Origin of the sequence: Nostoc sp. PCC 7524 (genome assembly GCF_000316645.1) — a bacterium.
Classification (GTDB): domain Bacteria; phylum Cyanobacteriota; class Cyanobacteriia; order Cyanobacteriales; family Nostocaceae; genus Trichormus.
Window position 1 is genome coordinate 836,485 of sequence record NC_019684.1, and the last position, 24,937, is coordinate 861,421.

Below are 24,937 nucleotides of genomic sequence, written 5' to 3' on the forward strand. Positions count from 1 at the left end.
AATATTTAAAATTTACAATTACTAATTAATAGACTTCTTGCATAAATATTTTTTGCCTCACGCAAAGACGCAAAGGAAAAAGTGAAAATCATGACTTTTGCAAGAAGTCTAATGTATTTGTTCTTGGATCATTAAGTAAGGCTGGTAAATCCCACCCTACATCAATGATTCAGAACATATCGCCCCTTATCTGTTACCAAGGACCCGGTATCCGACGTGACGGCCATCTTGAACCGTAACCACCAGCAATGGCTTCGAGAGCTTCATCTGTAAGTTCGCCCTCTACCCCTACTGTTTCAGATAGACTTTCTAGTTGACCATCAGCATTGACGCTGACTCCTAGGGATTCTAGTTCGCGCTGTAACTCTTCAGCAGTAAAATCAAGTCCTCGCTGTTTACCTAACTCTACAGTCAGATTAAATGCTGACTCAGAATTGGAAGTGCCACTTGTTATTTGGTTTTGCAGCGCCTCATCTTGCTGAATAGCTTCGATCATTTTTCTGGCATTTTCGGCGGACATATCTTCTAAATCTCCTGAATAAAACCGTTCAAGATAGTCTTAACCAGAGCATATGCAGCTTAGATAGAAAATGATAGAAAATATAGTCAATATTCTATCCACAGGGAAACAATGGGAGAGTCCAATTTTTGCAAGGATATGTCGAGAACCGACTTAAAGTTCTTGCCATCTTGGGATGCTCTCCCCTGCTAGACTGATATTAGAATGCAAATTGATGATGGGCAGATGTGTTGTTTTAGCACTAACCCAACACATTACCCTTCATCTTTTACCATTGACCGCATCTTGAACCACGACTATTGCCGTAATAAAATCCACCAGCAACGGCTTCGAGAGCTTCTTCTGAAAGTTCACCCTCATCTCCCATAGATGGAGAAAGACTCTCTAGCTGACCATCAGTATTAACACCAAATCCCCGTGCTTCTAATTCACGCTGAAATTCTTCAGCAGTGAAATCTAGTCCTTGTTGTTTACCTAACTCTACAGTTAGATTTAGTGCTGCTTCAGAGCTGGCGCTAGCACTTTCTATCTGATTACGAAGTGCTTCATCTTGTTGGAGAACGTTGATCATTTCTTTTGCATTTTCTGCGGACATATCTTTTAAATCTCCTTAATACAACTGCTCAATTGACTGTTTTTCAGTCTTGTTAAATCGTATCAAGGTAATAACTATTTGTGTTTCTGAAAAATTCAGGTCTTAGTTATGAAAAGTTCAGGAGTTGATAGTACGCACACGGAAAACTATCAATTCCGTAAATGCTTCATAATAAGTAACAATAATTTCATTGATGTTAATTTTTGTGAAATATTTGCGAAAAAACGTGATTTTGTTATGTTTCTTTACTCTTTATCATCATCTCGATTGTCAAAAATAAATAGTAAAGTTTTAATTAATAACCCAAATTTTGCTTTAATAGAAAGGTCTTTATTAGAATTAACTTTTAACGAAACACGATTGGAATACAAAATAAAGTCAATTAGTGATTCATCAAAATTATGAAAAATTAGTTGTTCTACAATACTGGCAGGAATTGAGAGTTTTACCAGGTATTCATTAGATATATCTGTTAGTGGTAAATTATTCACAGAAACTTTTGAATTTTTGAAATCCATTGTGTAGACGATATTATGATGATTGCCCATTACCTCAAGAGCAATAATTTGATTAATAAATATAGCTGGTACTTTTGCAGCTAAACGTCCTTGTAGATAACTGACAACTTTTTCTCTCTCTTTTTCAGCATTGCCAAAGTTGAATGTGGGGATATTTTCTGCTTGTACATATTCAGTAATATTTTGCAAATAGTCTTGGAGGGTTTCTCCCCAAAAGTTTTGTTTCTGAGCAAATTTGACCATATCTAGCTCTAAATTAATGATATCTCCTGGTTGTAATATCCAATGTTTCGCTTGTGGTAAATGAGCTAACAGTTTATTTATAAATATAGTTGGAGTCATTCTCTCAAAGCCATTTAAATGTAAATGATCGAGTTGACAATAACTCAACGTCATAGAATAGGGAATGATTTTCTCAGGCTTGAGAATTCTGATCAGGTCAATTTGGTATTGCAAAAACTTTTCTTCATCTTCTGCTACTTGTCTGCTGATAACTTCAGGCGAAGCATATAGTAAAATTGGTTGATAATTAGCAAAGTTAGTATAAAGCAGAAAAGCATAGTTAATATGAAATTTATCTGCGATTTTAGATAAAGTTTTAGGAGTTAATTGACAATCATTCTGATGGAGAATAACTTTATCTTTGATTTTGACTAGCAAAATAGTATCGACTGGATCATCCCAGTAACTGGTAACTTCTACTGAGTCATTAAGTTTGAGGGTTTCGCCATTCTGCAAAAGAATAATTTTGTCATAGCCTATATCTCGGTATCTTTTTTCTAAATCCGGTCTTTTGGCAGGTAAAAGAACTGTATCTACCTGATTTTTGAGTTGTCTGAGAGTTTCGGGATGGCTATGATCTACATGAATATGTGAACTATAAACATAGTCCAATTTACCAAACATCTCTGGTGTTAGTTTTCTGGGTGGGAAGTGAAATAAATTTGTAGCGAAAAAGGGTTCGAGAAAGTAACACGGATCAGTCAACAGGGAAAAATTTTCTGCTCTCAATAATAAAGACGCATGAGTAATATATTCAATATCCATTGTGGTTAGCTAGTTATGGTGATGAGGAAATAAATATTTTATAGCGGCGATCGCCCAAGGAAAGTTATGTAAAGTTCAGGTTTTCACTCTGAAAAATTCAGGTGATTAATTTCGATATTGGGAATTTTGGCAATTTCAACTAATATTATCGGTAATAAATCAAACTATATAGTAAGAAGAAAGTATAAGAGATGATTTATGAATCTCTAAATGTAGCTGTATTCTTAGGCCCGTCTTTACCCAGAAATCAAGCTAGTCAAGTTCTTGATGCTCATTACTATCCCCCAGCCAGCAAGGGTGATATTTACCGTATTATGGCTTCAGGTGTGAAAACAATCATTCTTATTGATGGGATTTTTCACGGTAAACCTTCTATTTGGCATCGTGAACTGATTCATGCCATCGAAGAAGGAATTCAAGTATTTGGTGCATCCAGTATGGGAGCCTTGAGAGCCTCAGAGTTAGAACCTTTTGGGATGGTTGGTCACGGTCAAGTGTTTACATGGTATCGTGATGGGCTACTGGAAAGTGATGACGAAGTAGCTCTTTTACACGGCACGGAAGAGTCTGGCTTTGTCTCGATGTCTGAGCCTTTAGTAAATATTCGCTATACATTACTCAAAGCAGTAGAAGCAAACTATTTGACGGTTGAACAAGCACACTCTTTAATCGATGAAGCTAAACAACTCTACTATCCACAGCGTTCTTACCAGCAGATACTTGAGAGTCGAGTAATTCAAGACTTACCAACAGAGAGCGTAACTAAACTTAAGCATTACTTACTCCACAGCCACACTAACATCAAGCAAATTGATGCTATGGGAGTCTTGAAACTATACGCCAACCTGAATCAAGAGCAAATATCAGAACCGAGGGGACGCTTTTGTTCTCCCTCTATAGATTTACAGTTCCAGCGATTAAACATGACTGGATTTGTGACTCCTACAGGAATGAGAGTTGGCAAAGATATTTTACAACTGCTCAAACAAGATATTAAACTGCAAGAGAGGATGCGATCGCAACTAGCAAAACGCTGCTTCCTGCTCACTTGGGCTAGACAGAATCAGATATGTTTTCCCACAGCACAATGGCAAACCTATCTTGCACAATGGCAACAAAAATATAACATTGTGAATGAGCCTCAATGGTTACAATCCAATGGCCTAACTGCATTAGCCTCCCAAGAAATCTTGGGAGAGTATTTTTTAGTTGATTGGATTATTCAGCAAGGGCCGAACTATTTCGGCATTGAGTGGAACTATCAAACAGCCCTGGACGCAGAGTTACGCTTAACTGGTAGTGTTGAATCACAGGTGAATCTGTGGGAACAGTTATCACAGCGTCGTTTGATTGTAGAATGGGCGAGACAAAATGGTGTTGTGTGTCCAGAAATAGAACTAAACAGTTATCTAGAAAAATGGCAAACACTCAATAGCTTGATGGATGCAGAGGAAAATCAAGCTTGGCTAGTAGAGAAAGCCTTGGAAGCCTGGATTGTTGACAAAGAACCGGAGTATTTTGGCATTTCATGGTCTTTTCCGCAAGCATTATTTCAAGAATGGCAAATTACCGGAAAAGCTGCACAAATGTTGGTAGTCAATAGTCCATAGTTAATAGTTCATAGTCCATAGTTATTATGAGTCTTGATAAAAATTACACTTATGGGACACATCGTTTAATTCCCCCAGAGCAAACTTTAGCTAATATCAAACCGCACTTGCTAGCGATGGGAATTACTCGTTGTGCTGATGTGACAGGATTAGATCGGCTGGGTATCCCTGTATACTGTGCGATTCGACCTACAAGGCCTTGGCTACAAGTCTCTAATGGTAAAGGCATCTCCCATGAAACGGCTAAGGTTTCGGCGTTAATGGAGGCGATTGAAGTTTTCCATGCCGAAACACCAGATGAGCGTTTGCGGCGCAGCAGTCTCAAATCTTTGCAGTCGAGCGGCAGAGAGGTTATAGAGCCTCATATTCTCCCAGAATACTGTTCTCCAGCCTACTTTCATCCCGAATTTATCCTGGACTGGGTACCAGGGCAAGAACTCATCACTAACACAGATGTCTGGCTACCCGCCAGTGCTGTTTATGATTGTTCTTCTCGTTATTCCCCTAACTTGTATCGGATTGGAACTAATGGTTTAGCCAGTGGTAATCATCTATTAGAAGGGACGATTCATGGTCTTTATGAGGTGATTGAAAGAGATGCGATCGCACACCTTGTAGTCCAAGGGCGCTTAAATCTGCAAACAAGATGTAAATTTATTGATATTAATACGATAGATGATCCCTTTGTACAACCTTTATTAGAACGCATCAATACTACTGAGTTTAAGCTTGTTCTCATCTGGGTAAAAAGCTGTATTGCTATCAACACATTTTGGGCTATTCTGCTTGATCAAAATCCCTATAACCCTGCACTCATCGTTAATGTAGGCTATGGAACCCATCTTAGCCCTAGTGTTGCAGCCACACGAGCTATTACTGAAGCCGCCCAGTCACGATTGACATTTATCCACGGCGCACGGGATGATCTCAACGCCGAGCAAATCTTTGAGAAAACTAACACCCATCGCCAACTGTACAATTATTTTGATCGCATCACCAGTACAACCTCCTGGCAAACATTAACTAACTTTGCTCAACATGATTTATGGGCAGATTATAACTATGTTGTACAGTCTCTCTCGAAAGCTGGTTACAACAATATTTATCGTGTCGATTTGACAAGAGAACCTTTTAATATTCCAGTTGTAAAAGTTTTCGTCCCTGGCTTAATCATGAATCATTCGTTATTTTGAGGGAATAGGTGACAGGTGACAGGTTACCTGACTTTTCACGGGATCTGGAAAACCCCTCTCCAAACCTCTCCCCTGCAAGGAGAGAGGCTTTAACTTTTCCCCCTTCCCTCGTAGGGAAGGGGGTTAGGGGGTTAGGTTTCGCGTTAGCTTTTCCACATAGCGTGAAAAGTCAGGCAGGTTACAGGTTACAGGTTTAAAAGCCTCTGATAAATCAGCTCAATCAGGCTTGAACCAACGATGACCAAAAGCTATATAAGCTTTTACTTCTAAAGGGCGACCGGGTTGATAAACTAGCTTGAGATGATTGATTGTTCGCCAAAAAACACTGATGCTACCTTGGCTGATCCATGAGTCTAAGTCTTGTAAATTAACAGGCCAAAGTTCTGGGTGATCTTTTTTCTGAATTAACCCAGGCCATTTGAGAAGGGCATCACGTTTTTGAGGTGTGCAGCATTCCATTGCTACTAAAAGGTTGAGGAATTCAGTCCAACGGGGTTCTTTTTTGGGTTGTTGATCCAAATAACATTCCAGTCCGATTCTAGAGCCAATCTGTTCTGCAATATCAAAGCACAAAACTATGCGATCGCTCAAGGGCTGAATCAGGGTGATCATCTCAGCTAAATCTGCCTTGACTGGTTCGCCTTGAATTTGAGCTAAGTAAGCGGGAATCATTTGAGCTGATAATCCACTGACATTGATTCGCAGTGGTTCTCCAGAACGCGATCGCATTGCCCCTATTTGACTGATGCCCACACCATCAGGTAAGGCGTTGACGCACTGCAATACTAAAGCCTGGCGCTGCTGCTCAATCGGACAATTCTGCAACCATGAGATGAGTTGGAAAAACTTGGATAAAGCTTCACTACTCTTATCTTTAAAGACTTCTCCCCGCAAACTAAAAAACCAACAACCTACCGTTAACCCATCTGTTTCGCCATCAAGATCAAATTCCAGCCAAATATCCTCAACTGCTTCCTGGGGTAGAGAATTCACAGTTGTCCATTCTTGACAGAATTGGCGGATTTCTTGCCAGAAGGGATATGATAAGAGCGATTCGGCGATCGCAATTTTCATAGGCTGTATGCCTACTGATAAATCTACTTGTGGTTGGTCAGCTGCCAAGCGGCATTCTAACAGTGTTGGTGACAAAGGTGGTAATAGTTGAGCCACCTGTTGTATAGAAGTTAATTGTTGTGGGGAAACGAGTACATCTGCGAGATAAGGAATAACTAAGCGCAAGTAATCTTGCAATAAGTAATTCATTTTATTAATAAATAATGAAAATTATTGAAAATTATACTTGTTAATTACCAAATTTTATTTTAAATTTTTTGATAAAAAATATTCTTGCTATGTTACATTTTTTACATTACTTTACATAGTTTGTTTTTTTCAAGTCGTTCTACTTACAATAAAAATCATTCTGAATTTCAAACTGATAAAAATAAACTGATAAATAATGAATTACGATTACGATCTGATTATAGTTGGTGGAGGACCTGCTGGCTCAACAATGGCTTTATCAGCCGCTAAACAGGGACTAAAAGTGTTACTCGTAGACAAAGAAAAATTTCCCCGTGACAAAATTTGTGGCGATGCTTTAACCGTAAGTTCTGTAGAAATTTTGCAGGAATTCCATCTCATAGATAAACTGCTGCTAGAACCTCACGGTTGTGCTAATAATATGATTTTTTACTCAGAAACTGAGCGTTTAATGCCTCCCAGTATGAATGACGCTCAATATATTTCTACATCAAGAAGATGGATATTCGATAATGTGTTATTTCAAGCAGCAAAAGCCTGTACTGAGACAAAAGAGGGATTTAAAGTTGAAAACTTGCTGATGCAAAACGGTTGGGTATTTGGCATTCAAGGAACATCTGCGGATGGGGAAAAACAGGAATACACCGCTAAAGTAGTAGCTGGCGCAGATGGTTGTAGCTCGGTAGTAGCTAGAAAATTAGGTTTATATCAATCTTTAAAACAGGATGGAGCAGTGGCGACTCGTGCCTACTATCGAAACCTTGATGTTTCGGGCAGCGAATTAGAATTGTACTATCTGCCAGAATGTAGACCTGGTTATTTTTGGATTTTCCCAGTAGATAAAGAAACTGTCAATGTCGGAGTAATCTTATTTGATCAAAACCTCAAAAGTACAGGTATTTTTCCGCCACAAATTCATCGCCAGTTAATCCAATCTCCCTTATTAAAAGCAAGATTTCTCCAAGCAGAACCAGTGGGAAATATTCAATGTTGGTATTTACCTTTAGCCAAAACAACCAGAACCATACATGGTAACGGTTTTATTCTATCAGGCGATGCGGCTGGTTTAATTGATCCGTTAATTGCTCATGGAATTGATCGAGCTATGGTGTCAGGAAAAATTGCTGGTGAGCTGTTAGGTTCGATTTGCAGAGGTAATGATTACAGTGCTGAAGCATTGCAGCCTTATGCTGATGCTGTCTGGAAACATTTTGGTTACATATCTCAATTTGCTGTTAAGTTTCGTGATCGTCTTCAGCACCAACCATTAGAGCCAATCAACTCCTTGTTTTACAAAAGTAAGGGAAAGTTGATTCCACATACTACGGGAGAAAATCTCTAATTACTTCTCTTGTAAAATATCTGGCAACCACAATAAGATAAGCATGAACAAGCAAACTACTACTAAGCCAATGCTGTAGCGAAATGCTTCTTTGAGATCAAAGGATTGTTGCATGAGATAGTGTGTCACGACTAGAGAAAAGTGGTGTGGCATAGTTACACAATGATTAGGTTGATTATGGATACAATACCGTAAGTCACATTAAAAAGGATTATAAACTACAGAAAAATATAACCCGTTCTCTTGCCATGTTCTGGCTTGGGAGTCAACAGATACCAGAGGAATACCCCAGTCAAGACGAGCAGTTAAGCGATCGCCTTGTGACCAGCGTAAACCCAAACCCACGGATGCTAAAGTATTAGGGTCGGGATTAGTTCGAGAATTATTCCAAACCATCCCAAAATCAACAAAAGGGATCACCTGCAATACACCACGCGACTGGGATAATCGCAGCACAGGTATTTGTACTTCTGCCGAAGCTAAAGCACCATTATCTGCCAAAAGAAAATCTTGGCGATATCCCCGCACACTATCTAAACCACCTATACCAAACTGTTCTAAAGGTAATAGACTTCTAGATGCTATTTGTGTATTACCACGTACAATTAATAAAGTTTCTGGTGCTAACAACCTCGCCCATTGGGCTTGTCCCTGCCAGGATAAAAACCGACTATCGGGAAGGTCATTATTAATCGTGGCATTAAATGCACCGATACCAAGATTAAATTGCGATCGCACTGCTATTACTTGGCGGCTATTGCGAGTCGTCCATTCTTGGAAAAACCGCAATGCAGATATGCGTGTCCGTCCTTCATCATCGGCACCCAAGGAAGGGAAAGGTAAGCGTTCTCTTTCTATATAAGTCGCTTCACTTTCCCGTCGGGAAGCCGTCAATCCTAGGGCGAATTCTTGGGTGGGAGTTTGCATCAGGGGTTGGCGAAGAGTCAATTCATAGTAGCGAGAGGAAGATTGAATATCGAGAATATTAAAAGGCTCCTCAATTACATTGCTAGATGAAGTGCCAAAATTAAAGCTGAGTGTACCGTTGCGAGGATTAAGGGGTAACGTGTAGCTGGTATCGAAGGTGTTGCTACCATCGGTGTTAGTATAAGCTAAACTTAATCCATCTCCCAAACCCAACACATTACCTTCTCTCGCTTGGATACGGCGGCGAAAACTACCCACACTAGGCGAACGACCATTATCTAAAGCTAATTGGCTGCTAAAGGAATTGGCTTCCCTGACTTGTACTTGTAATACACTCGTCCCAGGACGCGCTCCGGCTGACAGTTCAGCAGATAAATTTTGGATTAACGGATCAAGTTGCAGTAATTGTAGTGCTTCTAGTAACTTGTCTCGATTTAGCGGTGGGGATGTTGCAATAGCCAAGCGACTACGGACATAATTGGAGTTGAGTTTGCGCGTACCACTAATTTGGATATCTTCTAATTTACCTTCAACCACCTGAATTTTGATCACACCCGACTGAATGGTTTGCGGTGGGATATATGCACCAGAAGTAATGTAACCCTTACTGACGTAGAGTTCAGTAATTTTAGAGCGAGCCTGAAACAGTTCTGCTAAAGTAATTGGTCTATTGGTAAACTCAGCAGTCACTTTAGCTAACTCTTCTGGGCTAAATACCGTACTACCCACAACCTCAAACTGTTGGACAGTAATAGTTTGGGGAACATCCTCTGGTGTAGGTAGCTGAGGTTGGATATCTGGAGAAGAGGGCTGAAGTAGTTCTGCTGGTGGTGGTAGTAGTTGCGGTGGTTGCGGCGTTGGTAAAGGCGAAGGGGCGGGTGGTTGGACATCCTGGGGTGGTGGTAGTTGTTGTGATAGGCTGAAATTACTATTTGATATTTGTGTATTGTCAACAGTTTGAGCTTTTGAGGGTTGAGAATCGATACTGCTGAGTAATACAAAAATACCCAGAGTCAACCAAGATATTTTTAGCTTTTTTGGGCATTGATACATCATGCTAGTAGAGTGTTTTTAGCACCAATAAGATAGTTGTACTGCTAAGACTTCCGATGTAAATATTATTTCATTTATCGATTTCTTATAGGCTAAATACAACACAACATATATAGCAATCCGATTTGATTTGTGAATTTACTTGCGTAGGTAGGTGACAGATGACAGGTGACAGGTGACAGGGAAGAAAGATTATCAGGTGTACTGAATTTTTATGCGCTAGGGCAGGCTACGCCAACGTGAACGGCTCGAACTTCTCTCCTTGTCTCCCCTGCTCCCTACTCTGATGCGATCGCCTATCGCCTACCTTACATTGAGGCTAATTACCACTATCATAGAAAGTATCTTGTCATTATTAATACATCTATGCAGCTTACTATTATTCCCTTAATATTAAATTTAAAGCCCCTGCATTTTATGCAGGGGCTTTAAGCATCATGTATCGTAATAATTAAGCGTTGTGCTGTTTGCGTTTTAAAACTGAACTTGCACCAAACGCACCAAATGCCAAAAGACCTAAAACGGAAGCAGGTTCAGGAACACTTTGAGTAGCTACAGTATATTTAATATCGCCAATCCCAATCCCATGATTGGCAGGATTTCTCGTTGTCCCGTTGCCATCACCATCGGTAAAGACTAATTCAAAACCATCAATAGCACTAGCAAAACTCACTAGCAAACTACCCTGATCTCCGTTGTCATTATCTGACAAACCTCTAACACCATCTAGGGTGTAAGTATTAACTATCTGAATAGTATTTTGAGTTAAAACTGGACTAAAAATGGGATTAACAACTTGATTTCCTAAGAATCCTTTGATAATTACTCTGTCTTGCCACGAGTTTCTACTAATATCAATGTCATATACCATGAATGAAACATTGGTTAGGGGGCTACTAAAACCCTTAAAGGAAGTAGTCATAGTCATTGAGTTATCCCCTTTAGCCAAACCCACTCCTTCTGCATCTATTTGTAAATGCAAACTTTTGTTATCGTTTCCCTGGCTACCATTCAGAGTGCTGCTAATAGAGGGAGTTGTACTACCGCCAAAAGCAACAAACTTGGTTTTTGAACCTAACTCAAACTTGAAGTCAACTGTTCCTTCTCCGACATTAAAGCTGTTAACGTCACCCGACTTTGGAGTTGTCCATCCACTGGCTAGCTGATCCCAATCTATTAGGGTTTGAGTGTTATCTGCAACAGTTGCTTTGGCTATGCCTGGCATCAAAGTAGCTCCCGCTACAGCTAGAATACAACCAATGCGTGATACAAAACTTTTGTGGAACATATCAGTAGTTAACCTTAATTTTTCGAGGTAATAGATTCAGAACATTGAGCTAACACAGAGAATTGGAACAATGCAGAGATACAGCAAAGTTCATCAGAAATATCAGTATTACGTTTACAAAAGTTTGTATTTGTTAGCTTAAGTTCATCATGTCACAGCTAATTACAGATTGCCAGTAGCTTTTTTGTATCTTATTATTCTTAGTAATTATACTTAAAAATTTCAAAAACTAAAGTCTTTTTTTAAACTAACAGTGTAGGAAGCTGATTATAAAGGCTTTGACGATGATCCCAGCAATTTTTAAATTAGGTAGAGTAAATATGTTGCTGATGACAATTGTAAAATCTGTGTAAAGGCACAATTGCTGTAGAGTATTCAAGCGATAGATATGAGTAGGCAGTATAGCTATTTCTCAACTAACATCAGATTATGCCAAGCTAGTATGTTACCTAATCTCCAAATTACTTATTAGAGGTAATAAACAATGGGTCGAATCAATCCCTACACACTGCAAATGCAAATTACTCGAATGTTTGAGCAAGGACAATCATTCTTTGCTATGACCAAAGTGCAAGAATGGTTAAAAGAACGTCAACATAATCCATTAGATTATGAAATTATTTTCCATCAAAAACCTGCTCCCCCTGGTTCTCAAGAGGTGATGGTAGTAGAAATTGAATTGCGTCGGAAAGATGGGCAACCTGTAGATCCCTGGTTACAAGAACAAGCTAATCTTCATGCTTGATTAGGCTGGGGACTGGGGAATGGCGAGCCAAGTAACTAGGAAGAGGTATATGAGGTTTATTGAGTGTTTTCAGTTTGTAGTCAGGACTAAAGTCCTGATGTGGTTCGCCTAGCTTTTCAGGGAAAGGACTGAAGTCCGTACTACAAACTAGAAATTAATTGTTTTGAATTTCACGCGCCATTTTGATGTAATAGTCCATCTTGGCATTAGGACGGCGACGATCAGAAGTGGATATGTTGGGTGTGGTATCTGCCTGAGTTATTGTTGGCTGTTTCTCTGAATATTTCTTAACACTTTGGGCTTCTTCAGATTCTAGAAAATAACTGGGCTTATTAAAGCCAAATAACCTTGCTACAGCATTAAATACGTTTCTTATCAAACCAAAAATGTTTTTGAAGAGAACCGATACAAAAGCAGTAACACGAATTAAAGTGTTTTGAATGATTTGAGTTAGACGAGCCATAGTAGTAGTTTTTTATATTTATTGGTTATCTTAATATCATTATAATAATGTTATATATGATTTTTAAATATCTCTATAGATAGATGTGTTATTGTTAGCATCACCTCTTGGAATTGTGAATTAATTACTTTAAAATTAGAAATATATTGTTAACAATCATTTTCAAAAAATAACTCCATGCGATCGCCTCGAAATCGAGTTACGCCATATTCAATCACGTTACTTGCTTGATCAATGTTCACTGATTCAGCTAATAAAATAGGTTGATTGAGGGGGAGTTGTAGCCATTGGGCATCTTGCGGCTGGACTAACCGGGCTGAAACGCACGTACTCCGGCGCATATGGTCGCATCCATACACTAGATGCAGGAAACCAGAGATTGATTGTTTTTCTTGCAAAATTTGGATGTTTTTTGGGTCTAATATCTCAGGAAATAGCTTTAAAGGGAAATAGCCTGTACCGATACTAATTGGTTCTTCATCTGCTAAACTCAGACGCTCAATTAAAGCTACTGGCTCACCTAAATTAATTTCTAATCCGTTCGCAACTGCACTATCCGCAGGCACTTCTAAAGCACGCAGTAATTGATATCTGACTTGCCAACCTTGGGCTTTGAGGGTTTGGCCGTAACGGACTCGCTTACCAATGGCGTAGCGAATAGTTTGAGCAGCTACAAATGTTCCCCGTCCCCGATCAACTCTGAGCAATCCCTCATTTTTCAGGAGTGCGATCGCCTGTCTCAATGTATGACGATTAACGGCAAATTGTTCTGCTAGCTTACTCTCTGTCGGCAATTGCTCCCCCACTTGATAAACCCCTTGGTGGATATTTTGGCGCAACTGAGCAGCAATTTGGGCATAGATTGGCATTACGTCTTGGCTCATAAATTAATTATCAATATCTGATTGTCAAGTTATCGAAATTGAGTTAATCTAAACATCATCTAGATGTCTAGACAAATTTAAGAATAGTTTAAGCCATAGCACAGACAAATCAATATGATTGTGTAGGAAATTAATTAATTTTCCCTACACAATCTCCAGTTCATTAAAGTATCGATTCAGTAGTGAAAAACCTAACCCCCCAACCCCCTTCCCTACGAGGGAAGGGGGAGAAAAAATCCCCTCTCCTTGCAGGGGAGGAGTTCTTCTAGGAATACTGAATTGGTGTTCTAATCTCCAATCCCCAATATGCAAAGACAAACTTGGATGGCAACACTAGCAAAAGCTGAATTACAGCAACTAGAAAAATTAGTAAACAGATTGGGCAAATTGCCTAGTTATAGTTTTTTACGACCTCCAGAGATTGGTTTAGCGATGGTGCGTGGACGTGCGGGTGGTAGTGGAGAGCCATTTAACTTGGGAGAAATAACCATGACTCGCTGTGTGGTACAGCTAGAAAGCCAAGCAGAAAATCCAGGGTTTGGTTATGTCGCTGGGCGATCGCAACGTCATGCTGAACTAGCAGCTGTTTGTGATGCTTTACTGCAAACTCCAGATTGGCATGATCAGGTTCAAACCGAAGTCATTCAACCACTGCAACAAACGATCCAACAACAGCAAGAACTTAAACAACGTCAAACTGCTGCTACTCAGGTGAACTTCTTCACGATGGTTCGGGGAGAAGGGTAAAAAATTCAAAATTCAAAATTCAAAAAATGAATACTATAATTACGCATTTACCAGGATTTAAAGAGCCTATTCATGATGCCCAAAGGACTTTTCGGGGGCTGCTTGATGCTCATGCTCATCCGGGGAAAGAGTATGCAATCACAGCTAGTATGAATGCGCCTGCTGGGTTAACGGCTGCTTGTGCGGCGGCTTGTTTAACTCTGTTGGATTTAGATGTACGGGTGTGGATACAGTCGAGTTTTGCTCCGCAGGTGAAAGCTTGGTTGGTGTTTCATACAGGCTGTGGTTTTACGCAGCAACCACATGAGGCTGATTTTGCATTGATTCAAGATGTGACTGTTTTACAAGAATTATCTAGTTTCAGTTGGGGGACAGCAGAACAACCAGAAGCCTCAACTACATTGTTAATACAAGTAGCAAGTTTTATAGGAGGGCAACCTGTAACATTGACAGGCCCAGGAATTTTAGACAAGCAAGAGATTCAACCTACACTTCCTCAGCATTTTTGGGACTTTGGGAAAAAGAATCATCAAGCTTATCCCTTGGGTGTAGATGTGTTTTTATTTACAGATGATGCGGTTATGGGACTACCGCGTACAGCAAAAGTAGAGGTAGTGTGATGAGTTTTGAGATTCGCATTGCTAGCTGTGATGATTTACCATTACTGATTCATCTGTATGCAGAGATGGATGGGGAATTGCCTTTATCAAGCGATCGCGCCGCCGAAATTTTCGCTCAAATGATGCAAGTTCCTAACTATGACATCTATCTGGCTTATTTGAACCAAGAACCTATAGGCACTTTTAGCCTGTTGTATGTTCCCACAATGATGCACCGGGGATATCACAAATTTGCAGTGCTAGATGCTGTTACGGTAAGTCCTAAATTTCGGGGACAGGGGATTGGTAACCAAATGATGAAAGCTGCTATTCAAATGAGTGCTGACGCTGGGTGTTATAAAGTAACGCTGTCTTCAAATCTCAAACGCGATCGCGCTCACCAATTCTATCAATCATTGGGGTTTGAGCAGCATGGCTGGAGTTTTAAATGTGTCGTAAATCAGGGGAATGGGGAGTAGGGAATAGGGAGTAGTGAGTTAACAAGAAACAATAGAGAGAGATAAATATTTATGCCGTATGTTGCAGTTAAAGGTGGAGAACAAGCCATCCAGAATGCAGAGAAGTTGTTACAAAGCAGAAGACGCGGTGATACTAGCATTCCTGAACTAACTATAGACCAGATTGAACAACAACTAACCCTGGCAGTAGAACGGGTAATGTGTGAGGGTAGCCTGTACGATCGCCAATTGGCAGCCCTAGCAATTAAACAATCTTGGGGTGATTTAGTCGAAGCGATTTTTTTATTACGAGCTTACCGCACCACACTACCACGCTTTTACTACAGTCAACCTCTAGATACCAGCAAAATGCAAATTCAACGGCGAATTTCCGCCATATTTAAAGATGTACCAGGAGGACAACGACTAGGGCCGACCTTTGACTACATCCATCGCCTATTAGACTTTAAATTAATGGCTGAGGGAGAAGTTCCCACCGCACCAGAAGCCGAAGCCGATACAGAACCAGTTCCCCGCGTCATTGATACGTTAGATCGAGAAGGATTAATGCAAGCAGAAGGGGTACAAGAGGAAGAATTATTAACTGCGTCCCCTTCGTCTCCCTCATCCCCCCCATCTTCCTCATCCCCCTCATCCCAACCCTTCGATCTCACCCGCCAACCCCTAACTTTCCCAGCCGCACGGGATGCGAGACTGCAAAATTTAGCGCGTGCAGATGAGGGTTTTTTACTATCTCTGGCTTACTCGACACAACGGGGTTATGGGAGAAATCATCCGTTTGCGGGAGAAATTCGCATGGGGGAAGTAGAGGTAGTAATTTTTCCTGAAGAATTGGGATTTGAAGTAGCGATCGCAGATATTACAATCACCGAAGTCCAGATGGTGAATCAGTTTAAAGGCAGTAAAGAATTACCTGCTCAATTCACCCGTGGTTATGGACTTACCTTTGGTTATAACGAACGCAAAGCGATGTCAATGGCCTTAGTAGATAGGGCAATGCGTGCTGAGGAATTGGGCGAAACTGTAGACAGTCCGGCGCAAAATGTTGAGTTTGTCATGTACCACTCGGATAATGTGGAAGCTCAAGGATTTGTGCAGCATCTCAAACTACCCCACTACATCGACTTCCAAGCAGAGTTAAATTTAGTTCGTAAAATTCGCCAGCAACAAATCAATAGTCAAGTATCACCAGAAGTAACAGATTGCCCGGACGAGAACCAGGAATTAGTGATGGAGATAGCCAAATGATCACGGGTATTAATCACATTACCTTATCTGTTTCTGACTTAAATAAGTCCTTTAATTTTTATACCAATGTTCTAGGTTGTATAGCAGTTGCTAAATGGAAGAGGGGGGCTTATTTAATTGCAGGTAACTTGTGGTTGTGTCTATCTTTAGATCCCCATACCCGAACCAGTCCCAGCAACGAGTACACTCATATTGCTTTGAGTGTTGCTGAGGATAAATTTCAGGAATATAGCGATCGCCTGAAAAGTTTGGGTGTAAAGCAGTGGAAGCAAAATAGTAGCGAAGGTGATTCTTTATATATTCTCGACCCCGATTACCACAAATTAGAACTTCATCTAGGTGATTTGTTATCCAGAATTTCTGCTGCTAGAAAATGTCCCTATGAAGGGATGGAGTTTTTCCTCGATATTTTATAAACAGAACTCGAAATTATTATGACAATACAACAAATTACTAGACAAACAACAAAAAAAATCGCTATTCAAGGATTAGATGTATTAACTCCAGATGGCTGGGTGAAAGATGTCACAGTGTTAATTGCCGATGGGAAATTTATTAGTATTGATCAGGAAATCAGTCCCGATGAATATCAATTGATCAATGCCCAAGGGCTGCAAATGTTACCGGGGATTATTGATTTACATGGTGATGCTTTTGAAAGGATGATTTGCCCTCGTCCTGGGATTAATTTTCCTTTACCAATGGCGATCGCAGATAATGATCGCAACTTGTTAGCATCTGGTGTCACCACTTTTTACTGCTCAATCACAGATTCCTATGAACCGGGTTTACGCAGTCGCGATTCAGCCCGCAATTTAATTAACTTTATTTTGGGTGCAGGAGCGCAGATTTTAAAGTCTAATCATCGCATTCACATTAGACATGAAGAAGCTAATACTCAAGGACATCAAGAGTTATGTGATTGGTTAACCTCTGGGAAAGTTCAGCTTTTATCGATTAACGATCACCTTCCACCGCCAGGAAATCAGCAGCGATTGCAGCGACATTTGAAAAGTTTGCGCCAACGCTCAACACTATCTGAGTCAGAAGTTGCTGAATTACTCGCCCAAGTTACAGCTAGACGACAGGAAGGTGATGCACAAGTCGCACAATTAGTAGAACTAGCTCATACTTACAAAATCCCCTTAGCTTCCCATGATGATGACACCCCGGAAAAAGTCGCACTCAGCCAACAACGCCAAGTAGCGATCGCAGAATTTCCCGGTAGTATTTCTTTGGCTGCTCAATCTCGCGCCTATGGTGCAGCCGTGCTGATGGGTGCGCCTAATTTAATTCGTGGTGGTTCCCATGTCGGCTATATGAGTGTAGCCGAAGCTGTCCAACATGGAGTTGTGGATTGTCTTTGCTCCGATTATCACTATCCTTCCTTATTTGTAGCTCCCTTTAAGTTGCAGGAACTAGGCTTAATGTCCTTTGAAGACGCTTGGACATTGGTTTCCAGTCGTCCTGCTGCCGCCGTCGGAATTGGCGATCGCAAAGGTAAAATCGCCCCTGGTTTAGACGCTGACTTTATCTTAATCTCACCTGAACATCCGGTAACTTGTGCGATCGCTTCTGTCTACATAGCAGGACAAGAAGTTGCTAAATATCCCCTCAAATAACCACACCACTCCCCCTTTCTTTTATGAAACCTATCATCGAAGATATTATTCACCTGTTTAACGAAAAAGGTGCCGAGTTGTATGGTGCGGAAGCTGTCAGCCAGCTAGAACACGCGCTGCAATGTGCCGCCCTAGCCGAAATCGCCGGGCAAAGTCAGGAATTGATTAGTGCTTGTTTATTGCATGACGTAGGGCATTTAATTCACAGTTTAGGGGAAGATGCCGCCGCCAAAGGCATTGATGATCGCCATGAGTTTCGAGCCATACCCTTACTGCGTCAACTATTTGGCGCAGCTGTCACCGAACCTATACGTCTACACGTCGCCGCCAAACGCTATCTTTGCTCAGTCAACCATGAGTATTGGGACAGCCTCTCACCTGCATCCAAACGCAGCCTAGAACTACAAGGTGGGAGATTTTCCCCAACAGAAGCAGAACATTTCATCAGTCAACCCTACGCCCAAGATGCAGTGCAGTTAAGGATTTACGACGACTTAGCAAAAGTTATCAACCTGCAAACCCCCGATTTAACCCACTTTAAAAAGTCTCTTACCGCCTGTTTATTATGACTCCCACTCCCCAATCCCCAGCCCCAGGCTTTAACTTCGCCTACCTAGACGAGCAAACCAAACGCTCAATTCGTCGCGCCTTACTCAAAGCTGTTGCGATTCCAGGACATCAAATCCCCTTTTCTTCTAGAGAAATGCCCATGTCTTACGGTTGGGGTACTGGGGGGATTCAGGTAACAGCTGCTGTGATTGGTGAGTCTGATGTTTTGAAAGTGATTGATCAAGGTGCAGACGACACTACCAACGCCGTCAACATTCGCCGCTTTTTTAAAAAAGTGTGTGGCGTGGAAACAACAGAACGCACAGAAGACGCAACCCTAATTCAAACTCGTCACCGCATCCCCGAAACACCACTCAAAGCTGGACAGATTTTGGTTTACCAAGTCCCCATTCCTGAGCCTTTGCGTTGGTTAGAACCTTCGGCGGTGGAGACGAGAAAAATGCACGCCTTGGAAGAATACGGGCCGATGTACGTCAAGCTTTATGAGGATATTACTAAACATGGACACATTGCCACATCCTACGATTACCCGGTAATGGTGCATGACCGTTATTTGATGAGTCCTAGCCCAATTCCGCGTTTTGATAATCCCAAAATGCAGATGAATCCAGCACTGCAATTATTTGGTGCGGGGCGGGAAAAGCGGATTTATGCAATTCCGCCTTATACGAAGGTGAAAAGTCTGGATTTTGAGGATCATCCTTTTACGGTGGAACGTTGGGATAAGGCTTGTGAGTTGTGTGGTTCTACGGAGAGTTTTTTGGATGAGGTGGTGATTGATGATGCAGGGGGGAGGATGTGGATTTGTTCGGATACGGATTATTGTGGTCGGCGAACGCAAAGGGGCGCGGTGAACCAGCGTTGTAGGAGGGTTTCCCTCCGTAGACGACTGGTGAACCCAAAGGGAGGTTTACGCAAAGGGGCGCGGAGAGTGGAGAGTGAGTGATGAGTTGTGAAGGTTTATCTATGAAGTCTCTTTTACGAGTGAATGAGTTGAGTAAGAGTTATGGTGTGATTCGGGCTTGCGATCGCATTTCTTTTGACCTCTACCCTGGACAGGTTTTGGGGATTGTGGGGGAATCTGGTTCTGGGAAGTCTACTTTGTTGCGGGCGATCGCTCATCATATCTCTATTGACCAAGGTAATGTTACTTATAGGAGTCGTAGCGGTGAGGACTTGGAAATTACTGAGCTTCCTGAATCGAAACGGCGTTGGTTGATGCGAACTGAGTGGGGTTTTGTTGAGCAGAATCCTCGTGATGGTTTGCGAATGAAGGTGAGTGCTGGGGCAAATATCGGCGAACGCTTGTTAGATGTGGGTGTGAGACACTACGGCAATATTCGCGATGAAGCGGCTCACTGGTTGCGACAGGTAGAAATTGATCCCACAAGGATAGATGATTTACCTTCAACTTTCTCTGGGGGGATGCAACAAAGATTACAGCTTGCCCGTGTATTGGTAACACGTCCCCAGTTGATTTTAATGGACGAACCCACCGGGGGGTTAGATGTTTCCGTACAGGCGCGGTTATTGGACTTGTTGCGATCGCTAGTCCGAAATTTCCATCTCAGTGTAATTTTAGTCACTCATGATATAGGCGTTGTTCGACTCCTAGCCCATCGTCTCCTAGTCATGCAACAAGGACAAGTAGTGGAATCCGGTTTAACTGATCAAGTTCTCGATGATCCTCAACATCCCTATACCCAACTACTTGTCAGTGCGGCTTTAACTCCTTAAATCAGTGAACAGTTAAAGAATTCGACACAGAATTTCACTCCCATATATGAAACAACTATCTTCCCCCTACACCCCTACACCCTTACACCCTTACACCCCTAAAGAAAGTACACTGTTAGAAGTTGAAAATTTAACCAAAAGCTTTACTCTGCACCAACAAGGCGGTATTCGCCTATCAGTCTTAGAAGGACTATCCCTAAGTGTAAATTCTGGCGAATGTGTGGCTTTGTCTGGCGCATCTGGTACAGGGAAATCTTCATTTATGCGCTGTCTTTACGGTAACTATCGCGTTGATAGTGGTGCCATTTGGGTAAAACATGAGGAAAATTGGCTGGATTTGTGTCAGTTACAGCCCCATGAACTTTTAGCAGTCAGACAGAAAACCATTGGATATGTCAGTCAGTTTTTACGGGCAATTCCTAGAGTTCCAGCTTTAGAAGTTGCAGCTGAACCGCTTTTAGAATTAGGCATAGAAACCGAAGCGGCTTTTGATCGAGTCAAAGCCTTATTTCGTCGCCTCAACTTGTCAGAAAGGTTATGGCATCTCTCCCCTACAACCTTTTCTGGAGGGGAAAAGCAACGGGTAAATATTGCCCGTGCTTTGTCAGTCAACTATCCTATTTTGCTGTTAGATGAACCAACCTCAGCTCTAGATGCTACTAATCGCCAAGTAGTTATAGAACTTTTAGAAGAACGCAAAGCCGCAGGTTGTGCATTAATCGGCATTTTTCACGATGAGGAAGTGCGATCGCAACTCTGTAACCGGGAATTAACCTTTGGTGAAGATAATTAGGCTAATTTACATTTTGAATTCCTACAGTCATGAATGAACAAGTTTATACTAACTATCGCCTACAACTAACAGATCAGGAAGTGTTGGGTACTCTCGTTGTTAGAGATGGTTTAATTGCAGATATTCAACCGGGAGTAGTTAATCATGGTGAGGATGGCGAGGGAGATTATCTTTTACCTGGGTTAATTGAATTACACACCGATAATCTAGAACGGTGTATGTCCCCCCGTCCCGGTATTCGCTGGCCTTTAGCAGCCGCAGCCGTGTATCATGATCGCGATTTAGCCAGCGCGGGAGTGACAACTGTCTGTGATGCGATCGCTATTGGTGATGTGTCGCCTCAGTCTTCTCGTTTGACTGACTATGCACCGATGATTAATATCATCACCCAAAATCAAGCCGCAGGCAGCTTTTGTGTGGAACATCGCATACACCTACGCTGTGAATTGGCTTATGAACAGGTTTATGAAATCACGGAACAATACGCCGACAATCCTCTGTTATCCATGATTTCTTTGATGGATCATACTCCCGGACAACGGCAATTTGTGCATTTAGACAAATTCAAAGAATACTACATGGGTAAACATGGAGTAAAAGCAGACGAAATTGAAGACTTGATCATTACTCGTCAGCAACAACAACAAATATATGCTCAAAAAAATCGTCAAGCCTTGGTAGAACTCACTCAAGCTAAGGGTATTTCTCTCGCCAGTCATGATGATGCTACTGTCGAACACGTCCAAGAGGCTGTGCAAGATGGTGTAGTCTTAGCGGAGTTTCCCACTACTTTAGCCGCAGCCACAGCAGCACATAATTCTGGTTTACAAGTCTTGATGGGTGCGCCTAATTTAGTTTTGGGTGGTTCTCATTCTGGGAATGTTTCAGCAATGGAATTAGTTTTACACAACTTAGTTGATGTTATTTCTTCTGACTACGTGCCGCAAAGTTTGTTACAGTCCATCTTTATCATCACTCACAAAACTGGTAAACCGATTTACGAAGCTATGCGATTATTTACCAGTAACCCAGCCAAAGCCATTCATCTATTTAGCGATCGCGGTAGTCTAGAAGTCGGTAAGAGGGCTGATTTGATCACTGTTCATGATGATGGCATCGTACCCCGTTTGAGTGCAACTATTTGCCAAGGTTGCCGTGTTGCCTAAATTAAGTGTTTTTCAATGTGATGAAAAATACCATGTTTCTGATGAGTCTTTTTGAAAATCCCGAAATTTGACAACATTAGGACTCCTACTTGATTGACAAAAAATTCAGTAGTTGCGGGTTCCCCGAAATAATTATTAATAATTGCTGATATTTTGCAACCCGCACTTCATCAAAAAAGGTTCTTGCCTACACTCTTACACCCCTATAACCTTATTAAAGCTAGCAATTAAACAGCCAAAACCTGCTTATAAAGCACTCAAAACAATATTATTGTTACTGTTGTAACACAGTATAAATTTTTGACCTATCGAAATAATATTTTTGTTTGCGTATATACTCAATCCCTCGATAATTATGCGTTAAACTTTAACAGATATCGCTCTAGTGTAATTATGTAGAATAACAGTAGTGCCGAAGCATAATTATTGACTAAAAGTGCTGTTACATCGGGGGAATATGCCTTTAATCAAACTTTTAGAAAATAAACCTAAATCATTTTCAATCATACTAAGTATATTTTTGGTTTGTATTATAGGCTTGATAGACTGTTATATTTCCCCCGATATTTCTATATCATTTATATATTTAGTTCCCATTGGTATTGCTACTTGGTTTGCTGATAAATACATCGGGTTGCTAATATCAGTCTTCAGTGATGTCATTATTATCATAGCCAATCAAACTCAAGAGCAGCAGAATTTACATCCTTTTATTCATTATTGGAATGGACTGGTAACTTTAGCTTTTTTTCTATTTGCTAATTATTTATTAGCAGAGCTTAAATCGACATTGAAACATTTAGAAACCCTAGCACAAACTGATAATTTAACGGGGTTAACTAACAGACGATTTTTTTTAGAGATAGTAAATAGTGAAATTGAGAAATCTTGCAGACATGAGGAACCTTTAACATTAGCTTATGTAGATATTGATGATTTTAAAAAAATCAACGATAAGTTCGGACATGGTTTTGGCGATCGCCTGCTACAATCATTAGCTAACTCAGCTAAAAGTACCCTGCGTAAAATTGATGTGATTGCCAGAATGGGCGGTGATGAATTTGCTATCTTATTACCTCGTACTGATTATGATGCAGCAGAAGTAGTGCTGCATAGAGTACAAAAAGTTCTCTCAACATCAATGCGGGAACAAGGTTTATCAGTCACTGTTAGCATCGGGGCTATTACTTTTAGTCATCCTCCACAATCGGTTGGCAAAATTATCGATAAAGCAGACTCATTAATGTACACTGCCAAAAAGAAAGGCAAGAACCTATTGCAGCATGAGTTATTAGAAAAGATTGAAATTTGAAGCAAAATTCAGGTAATGAGAAATATTCCTACTCCTTTACTACTCAATGTAAACAAAAAACCTCGGCTATGAAACCGAGGTGATTAGGAGAAGTCCAAATGTCGATGGAAGATACCGATACTGAAGTCAGCTTGATATGAACTAAATTCACAAGAAACCTTTTTTAAGAGCGTTGACAATTCAGTTGATAATTCCGCCTAGTCAACTTAAACAACCTTGCTGCTTTACGGAGTGACAGACAACTTGGTTGATTTTTGGTTTGTTAGCTTTATGTAAATGATTGTAACGAATTTGCAACGAATTGGTCAATAAGACTTGACATAGAAAACCAAATATAAAATATAAGATTTCTTTATAAAATATTTTGATGCTAATAACTAATTTTATGAGAAGCTGCACCAAATAAATTCTGTAGTTGTAGAGACGTTGTATGCAACGTCTCTACAACCTATAAATTGCATCTTCATAAAGAAAAGATAAACGTATAAATCTAGTGTTATGGTAATCTAATTGACAGATTCATATCAGACAACTAGATCCCAACTAGCTTTCTAGTATGACTTCCTCCGGAATTGAATGGAGCAAATTAGGAGGCAAATATATCGTGGCAAATAGTTCAGAAGGACTACATCCACAAAATGTGACATATCACTTTTATTCACTAGCTGGATTACATATTCTTGTGGTAGATGATAACGATGATAGTCTATTTTTAACTGCTTGCATTCTGGAAAGCTACGGTATTAATGTATCAACTGCTACGTCTGCCTTACAAGCTCTAGAGGCGATCGCTCAATTTAAGTTCGATGTTTTAATTTTTGATATTGCTATGCCGGATATAGACGGATATTCATTAATCCGTAAAGTTAGAGAAAATCAGCTGTCAGAAGTCCGAAATATTCCGGCTATTGCTCTCACGGCTTTAGGTTCGGAAGAAAGTCGCAATATGGCATTAATATCTGGTTTTCAAAGCTATATTAATAAACCCATAGATCCCAGTATTCTTATAACAGAACTTATGAAAATCATGAAAAGTTCTGCCTCAGAAAATGGAAAAGAATTGGCATAATACCAATTAGTTAATAATTCAAAGTCCAGAGTCCATATTTATTTCCCCTTCCCCCTGCCCCCTTGCCTGATTCAATTACAGCAAATTCGATGTTTATGAGGTACAGCAACTAATTGAAAAAAGTAATAAGTAGTGAGTAATAAGTAA

Annotated in this window: 26 protein-coding genes; 17 read left to right on the forward strand and 9 right to left on the reverse strand. The window is 40.6% G+C overall.

The window, feature by feature from the left end:
- Positions 1–193: 193 nt before the first annotated feature.
- From NOS7524_RS03470 to NOS7524_RS03480, 3 genes are all read right to left on the reverse strand, one after another.
- Positions 194–520 carry a Nif11 family protein gene (locus tag NOS7524_RS03470; protein WP_015137083.1) on the reverse strand — a complete coding sequence of 109 codons (327 nt, stop codon included), beginning with the start codon at positions 518–520 and terminating at the stop codon, positions 194–196.
- Positions 521–788: 268 nt separating this feature from the next.
- A complete protein-coding gene (locus NOS7524_RS03475; RefSeq protein WP_015137084.1) occupies positions 789–1,115 on the reverse strand; it encodes a Nif11 family protein in 327 nt (108 codons plus the stop codon).
- A 245-nt stretch (positions 1,116–1,360) separates the two neighbouring features.
- On the reverse strand, positions 1,361–2,680 hold the full coding sequence (locus NOS7524_RS03480; protein WP_015137085.1) for an MBL fold metallo-hydrolase: 1,320 nt from the start codon (positions 2,678–2,680) through the stop codon (positions 1,361–1,363).
- A 191-nt stretch (positions 2,681–2,871) separates the two neighbouring features.
- Between NOS7524_RS03480 and NOS7524_RS03485 the strand changes: the two genes are divergently transcribed.
- Both NOS7524_RS03485 and NOS7524_RS03490 read left to right on the forward strand, forming a co-directional pair.
- On the forward strand, positions 2,872–4,290 hold the full coding sequence (locus tag NOS7524_RS03485) for a TfuA-like protein (RefSeq protein WP_015137086.1): 1,419 nt from the start codon (positions 2,872–2,874) through the stop codon (positions 4,288–4,290).
- Positions 4,291–4,316: 26 nt separating this feature from the next.
- The gene (locus NOS7524_RS03490) at positions 4,317–5,483 is read left to right on the forward strand and encodes a YcaO-like family protein (RefSeq protein ID WP_015137087.1); all 1,167 of its coding nucleotides are present in this window, start codon (positions 4,317–4,319) and stop codon (positions 5,481–5,483) included.
- Between the two features lie 216 nt (positions 5,484–5,699).
- Here NOS7524_RS03490 and NOS7524_RS27720 read toward each other — a convergent pair whose 3' ends face one another.
- Entirely contained in the window at positions 5,700–6,746 is a 1,047-nt protein-coding gene (locus NOS7524_RS27720) for a hypothetical protein (protein ID WP_015137088.1), read from the reverse strand.
- 196 nt (positions 6,747–6,942) lie between these two features.
- Between NOS7524_RS27720 and NOS7524_RS03500 the strand changes: the two genes are divergently transcribed.
- Positions 6,943–8,088: an NAD(P)/FAD-dependent oxidoreductase gene (locus tag NOS7524_RS03500; RefSeq protein ID WP_015137089.1), complete on the forward strand. Its 1,146-nt coding sequence runs from the start codon at positions 6,943–6,945 to the stop codon at positions 8,086–8,088.
- On the opposite strand, the gene NOS7524_RS29815 is transcribed toward NOS7524_RS03500, so the two are convergent.
- From NOS7524_RS29815 to NOS7524_RS30550, 3 genes are all read right to left on the reverse strand, one after another.
- Positions 8,089–8,241 carry a hypothetical protein gene (locus tag NOS7524_RS29815; RefSeq protein WP_015137090.1) on the reverse strand — a complete coding sequence of 51 codons (153 nt, stop codon included), beginning with the start codon at positions 8,239–8,241 and terminating at the stop codon, positions 8,089–8,091.
- 48 nt (positions 8,242–8,289) lie between these two features.
- Positions 8,290–10,071 carry a ShlB/FhaC/HecB family hemolysin secretion/activation protein gene (locus NOS7524_RS03505; RefSeq protein ID WP_171815340.1) on the reverse strand — a complete coding sequence of 594 codons (1,782 nt, stop codon included), beginning with the start codon at positions 10,069–10,071 and terminating at the stop codon, positions 8,290–8,292.
- Positions 10,072–10,519: 448 nt separating this feature from the next.
- Positions 10,520–11,356, reverse strand: coding sequence for a PEP-CTERM sorting domain-containing protein (locus NOS7524_RS30550; RefSeq protein ID WP_015137092.1), 837 nt, complete (start codon positions 11,354–11,356; stop codon positions 10,520–10,522).
- A gap of 484 nt (positions 11,357–11,840) precedes the next feature.
- Between NOS7524_RS30550 and NOS7524_RS03515 the strand changes: the two genes are divergently transcribed.
- A complete protein-coding gene (locus NOS7524_RS03515) occupies positions 11,841–12,101 on the forward strand; it encodes a hypothetical protein (protein WP_015137093.1) in 261 nt (86 codons plus the stop codon).
- A 154-nt stretch (positions 12,102–12,255) separates the two neighbouring features.
- On the opposite strand, the gene NOS7524_RS03520 is transcribed toward NOS7524_RS03515, so the two are convergent.
- Complete coding sequence (locus NOS7524_RS03520; RefSeq protein ID WP_015137094.1) at positions 12,256–12,564, reverse strand: hypothetical protein; 309 nt, start codon at positions 12,562–12,564, stop codon at positions 12,256–12,258.
- A gap of 149 nt (positions 12,565–12,713) precedes the next feature.
- Complete coding sequence (phnF, locus tag NOS7524_RS03525) at positions 12,714–13,448, reverse strand: phosphonate metabolism transcriptional regulator PhnF (protein ID WP_085999901.1); 735 nt, start codon at positions 13,446–13,448, stop codon at positions 12,714–12,716.
- A 306-nt stretch (positions 13,449–13,754) separates the two neighbouring features.
- On the opposite strand from phnF, the gene phnG reads away from it, so the two are divergent.
- The 13 genes from phnG to NOS7524_RS03590 all read left to right on the forward strand — a co-directional run bounded on the left by phnG (position 13,755) and on the right by NOS7524_RS03590 (position 24,790).
- Positions 13,755–14,195, forward strand: a complete 441-nt coding sequence (phnG, locus tag NOS7524_RS03530; RefSeq protein ID WP_015137096.1) for a phosphonate C-P lyase system protein PhnG — start codon at positions 13,755–13,757, stop codon at positions 14,193–14,195.
- 26 nt (positions 14,196–14,221) lie between these two features.
- On the forward strand, positions 14,222–14,815 hold the full coding sequence (gene phnH / locus NOS7524_RS03535; RefSeq protein ID WP_015137097.1) for a phosphonate C-P lyase system protein PhnH: 594 nt from the start codon (positions 14,222–14,224) through the stop codon (positions 14,813–14,815).
- Complete coding sequence (locus NOS7524_RS03540; RefSeq protein ID WP_015137098.1) at positions 14,815–15,273, forward strand: GNAT family N-acetyltransferase; 459 nt, start codon at positions 14,815–14,817, stop codon at positions 15,271–15,273. Before phnH ends, NOS7524_RS03540 begins: the two co-directional genes overlap by 1 nt.
- Positions 15,274–15,324: 51 nt before the next feature.
- A complete protein-coding gene (locus tag NOS7524_RS03545) occupies positions 15,325–16,521 on the forward strand; it encodes a carbon-phosphorus lyase complex subunit PhnI (protein WP_015137099.1) in 1,197 nt (398 codons plus the stop codon).
- The gene (locus NOS7524_RS03550) at positions 16,518–16,937 is read left to right on the forward strand and encodes a fosfomycin resistance glutathione transferase (protein WP_015137100.1); all 420 of its coding nucleotides are present in this window, start codon (positions 16,518–16,520) and stop codon (positions 16,935–16,937) included. Before NOS7524_RS03545 ends, NOS7524_RS03550 begins: the two co-directional genes overlap by 4 nt.
- Before the next feature lie 18 nt (positions 16,938–16,955).
- On the forward strand, positions 16,956–18,143 hold the full coding sequence (locus NOS7524_RS03555; RefSeq protein WP_015137101.1) for an alpha-D-ribose 1-methylphosphonate 5-triphosphate diphosphatase: 1,188 nt from the start codon (positions 16,956–16,958) through the stop codon (positions 18,141–18,143).
- A gap of 23 nt (positions 18,144–18,166) precedes the next feature.
- Complete coding sequence (locus NOS7524_RS03560) at positions 18,167–18,712, forward strand: phosphonate degradation HD-domain oxygenase (protein ID WP_015137102.1); 546 nt, start codon at positions 18,167–18,169, stop codon at positions 18,710–18,712.
- The gene (locus NOS7524_RS03565; protein ID WP_015137103.1) at positions 18,709–19,659 is read left to right on the forward strand and encodes an alpha-D-ribose 1-methylphosphonate 5-phosphate C-P-lyase PhnJ; all 951 of its coding nucleotides are present in this window, start codon (positions 18,709–18,711) and stop codon (positions 19,657–19,659) included. Before NOS7524_RS03560 ends, NOS7524_RS03565 begins: the two co-directional genes overlap by 4 nt.
- 20 nt (positions 19,660–19,679) lie before the next feature.
- Positions 19,680–20,450, forward strand: a complete 771-nt coding sequence (phnK, locus tag NOS7524_RS03570; protein WP_041555530.1) for a phosphonate C-P lyase system protein PhnK — start codon at positions 19,680–19,682, stop codon at positions 20,448–20,450.
- A 46-nt stretch (positions 20,451–20,496) separates the two neighbouring features.
- Complete coding sequence (gene phnL / locus NOS7524_RS03575; RefSeq protein WP_015137105.1) at positions 20,497–21,243, forward strand: phosphonate C-P lyase system protein PhnL; 747 nt, start codon at positions 20,497–20,499, stop codon at positions 21,241–21,243.
- Between the two features lie 29 nt (positions 21,244–21,272).
- Complete coding sequence (gene phnM / locus NOS7524_RS03580; RefSeq protein WP_015137106.1) at positions 21,273–22,409, forward strand: phosphonate metabolism protein PhnM; 1,137 nt, start codon at positions 21,273–21,275, stop codon at positions 22,407–22,409.
- Positions 22,410–22,929: 520 nt separating this feature from the next.
- The gene (locus NOS7524_RS03585) at positions 22,930–23,721 is read left to right on the forward strand and encodes a GGDEF domain-containing protein (protein ID WP_235622392.1); all 792 of its coding nucleotides are present in this window, start codon (positions 22,930–22,932) and stop codon (positions 23,719–23,721) included.
- A 604-nt stretch (positions 23,722–24,325) separates the two neighbouring features.
- Positions 24,326–24,790 (forward strand): response regulator, encoded by a 465-nt coding sequence (locus NOS7524_RS03590; protein ID WP_041555531.1) that lies wholly within the window; start codon positions 24,326–24,328, stop codon positions 24,788–24,790.
- Positions 24,791–24,937 lie beyond the last annotated feature (147 nt).